Source organism: Vibrio sp. YT-19(2023), from assembly GCF_033337395.1.
Genome location: NZ_JAWOQN010001212.1, coordinates 1 through 507, shown reverse-complemented (window position 1 = coordinate 507; position 507 = coordinate 1). Strand labels below are relative to the sequence as shown.

Sequence of the window (507 nt, the reverse complement as noted above, 5' to 3'; positions counted from 1 at the left end):
ATTGGCAACACAAACCCAAGCGGTATTTCTATTCGTACTTGTATTGGCAATTTGTGTTTCTCTCTATCTGTATCGTCAATCCAACACCGATAACTTAACTGGGTTGAGGAATCGTCGCTCTTTGCAAGTTAAGTATCGCCAAGGGGTGAATAAGGATTTGGCGATTCTTTATTTAGATATTAATCACTTCAAACAAATCAACGATACCTACGGTCATTTAGCGGGTGATGAAGTGCTGCAATTGCTTTCGCTGAAGATACATCGAGTGTGGTCTGGGCGAAGCTATCGTATTGGTGGTGACGAATTTATTTTGCTCGGATACCCAACACAAATAGAGCTTTCGCGAGCCGTTCAAGAACTGAGTCGATTGGATGTTACCGATAAATTGTGCGCAGAGCTGAAAACCGTCACGATTTCAGTTGGTGTTTCTGAGAAACGAAAGCAGCACATGAGTTTGGAACAAGCGCTGCATTTAGCGGATGAAGACATGTACGTCAGCAAACATTC

At 42.8% G+C, this 507-nt stretch carries 1 protein-coding gene; it reads left to right on the top strand.

The window, feature by feature from the left end:
• Positions 1–507, top strand: a 507-nt coding sequence (locus tag R7E78_RS30900; RefSeq protein ID WP_318059239.1) for a GGDEF domain-containing protein, incomplete at both ends; no start/stop codon positions are given.